Source organism: Myxococcus sp. CA039A, assembly GCF_013336645.1.
In the GTDB taxonomy this organism is placed as follows: domain Bacteria; phylum Myxococcota; class Myxococcia; order Myxococcales; family Myxococcaceae; genus Myxococcus; species Myxococcus llanfairpwllgwyngyllgogerychwyrndrobwllllantysiliogogogochensis.
Genome location: NZ_JABUMQ010000595.1, coordinates 1 through 2,639 on the forward strand (window position 1 = coordinate 1; position 2,639 = coordinate 2,639).

At 66.5% G+C, this 2,639-nt stretch carries 2 protein-coding genes; both read left to right on the plus strand.

Annotated elements, in window-relative coordinates; genetic code table 11:
- Positions 1-63: 63 nt before the first annotated feature.
- Positions 64-513 (plus strand): DUF5372 family protein, encoded by a 450-nt coding sequence (locus HR086_RS49905; RefSeq protein ID WP_174464419.1) that lies wholly within the window; start codon positions 64-66, stop codon positions 511-513.
- Positions 510-2,600 carry a recombinase family protein gene (locus HR086_RS46160; RefSeq protein WP_174464418.1) on the plus strand — a complete coding sequence of 697 codons (2,091 nt, stop codon included), beginning with the start codon at positions 510-512 and terminating at the stop codon, positions 2,598-2,600. The genes HR086_RS49905 and HR086_RS46160 overlap by 4 nt, the downstream gene beginning before the upstream one ends.
- Positions 2,601-2,639: the final 39 nt, after the last annotated feature.

Genomic DNA, 2,639 nt, shown 5'->3' on the forward strand with positions numbered 1-2,639 from the left:
CTGGGAAAGGTAGCGCGCAATGCGGTCGACACTGCAAGCGATTTGGAAGAAGTCACCATCACCATGGCGGTCCATCCCTTCCGCGGCAGACGGTTTCCAGTCCTGCGTGCCGACCGCGACGTGCAGGGCGCCCAGGGAAGCGGCTATCTGGTGCTGGGCCTGCCAGAGGGCGGGGTCTTGCGGCTTCCCACTGCGTGGACAGACAGGGCGGAACCAGGCTCCCTCTCGAGCATGAGGCCCACCAGGTGCCAGGTGAGCGTGGAGGAGCTACGCCAACTGGCGGCACTGGTGGAAGCCAAGCAGGGAGGTAGCCCATGCGCGCACGCGGCAGGGAGTGCACACACCTGCCATGGGAAGATGGCGGAGCAGTCGCGGCCAGAAGGACCGAAGTCGGCCGAGTCCACGCCTACGGACGCTCCTCACCCCAGAGGCACAGCGCGACGTTGTACGCCTCCTGGCAACGGTCGCTCTGCGTCGGCTGGGGGAGGACGCTCGAGAGGGGGCCGTACATGAGGGTAGCCGTCCTCGACACCCACCTGCGGCGACGGGCGGTGGTGTACCTGCGCCAGTCCACACTCAAGCAGGTGATGGAGCACACCGAGTCGACGCGCCGGCAATATCTCCTGCGAGAGCGGGCCCAGGCACTCGGCTGGCGGCCCGACGCCATTGAGGTGGTGGATGAAGACCTGGGGCGCAGTGGCGCCTCCGCACAGGGACGCTCCGGCTTCCAGCGTGTCAGCGAGGAAGTGGCACGCGGCGAGGTGGGTGCCCTCTTCGCACTCGACGTCTCTCGACTGGCCCGCTCCTCGGCTGACTGGCATCGCCTGCTGGACCTGTGCGGGCTGGCAGATGTCCTCATCGCTGATGAGCAGGCCCTCTATCATCCGGGCGACTACAACGACAGGCTGCTCCTGGGCATCAAGGGGACCATGTCCGAGGCCGAGCTGTCGTGGATGCAGCTGCGGCTGCGCGGGGCACGCGCAAGCAAGGCTCGGCGCGGTGAGTTTCGCCTGCCTCCGCCCGTTGGCTACTGGTGGGACAAGGCGCTCAGCCGCCTGCGGCTCGACCCAGACGAAGAGGTTGGGCGAGCTGTGCATCTCGTCTTTGAGCGCTTCCCAATAGAGCGCTCCGCCTATGGTGTGGCCCGCTACTTCATCGAGCATGACCTTCAGTTGCCCGCCCGCGATGCCAAGACTCACCAATTGCGCTGGTCACCTCCGCGGCCGAGTCGCCTGCTGCAAATGCTCACGAATCCGACATACGCGGGCGCGTACGTGTACGGCCGGCGCGAGCACACGGTGAAGCTTGCGGAAGGACAGGTGGTGCGCCGTTGCCGGCGCTTGCCGGCTGACTCCTGGAAGGTGGTGCACCGTGAAAGGCATCCTGCGTACTTGACGTGGGAGGAATACGTGAAGAACCAGCAGATATTGCATGACAACCGCCCGTCACGGGACGCGCCCGAGCGACACGGCGCTGCCAGAAAGGGGGAGGCCCTCCTGCAAGGCCTCGTCCTATGTGGCAAGTGTGGACACCGGATGCATTCGGCATACTCAGGCCGAAGCCCGCGAGCGCGTTACATCTGCGCCAGTCCCGTCCAGGCCGGCAAGAGCATGCACCTTTGCTGGTCGGTGGGAGCGTCAGCCATTGACCGAGCAGTTGGCGAGCGCGTCCTGGCCGCCGTGCAGCCAGAAGGCATTGAACTCGGCCTGACGGTGGTGCGCGAGGCGCAGCGTCAGACAGACGAGGTGGCGCACCAGTGGAGGCTGCGTCTGGAGCGTGCACGGTACGAGGTAACGTTGGCGGAGCGGCGCTACAAGGCCGTCGACCCGGACAACCGCACGGTGGCGCGCACGCTGGAGCGCGAGTGGGAGGAGAAGCTGGAGGAGCTTCAGGACGCCGAGCGCCGCTACACGGAGGCCCGGGAAAAGAAGCAGGTGGCGCTCACGGCGAGGGAGCAGGAACGCATTGCTGCGCTCGCCCAGGACCTGCCCCGACTCTGGGCCAGTCCCTCCACCACCATGGCCGAGCGCAAGAACATTACCCGCACCGTCATCCAAGAGCTCTGCCTCACTCCGGTGGAAGGGCCCTCGCGGGGCACCCGCGTGGCGATACTCTGGCGCACGGGTGCCACGACGGGAGCCTGGGTGGAGCGGCAGCTACCAGGACGGCGGACCTCGACGGAGGCCGGGCGCTTCATTGAGCAGCATGTGAAACTGGGGATGCCCGCGCCTGAAATCGCGATGCGGCTCAACAAAGGCGGCCTGATGACCGCGACAGGTGCGCTCTGGACGAACTTGACGGTGCATGCCTACTGCCGTGCCCGACAGTTGCGCTGGCCACACCGGATGCCCTCCTCAGTGCGCAAGGCCGACCGCCGAGAGGACGGGCTGTACTCGCTGCGTGGTGTCGCCAAGCAATTCGGTGTCACCGAGAACGCCGTCCATTATTGGGTCCAGCAGGGATGGCTGCGACGCACGGAGGGTGAGCGACGTGGCCGGTGCGGATGGTATCGGCTCGACGCAGAGACTCGGCACCACCTGCAGCGCGTCCGCGACGCACACACACGGACGCGTAGCCTGAGGAAACTACAGTCGCACTGAGAGAAGGGACGCATCATGCCGGCTCGTTTGGGACGCGGG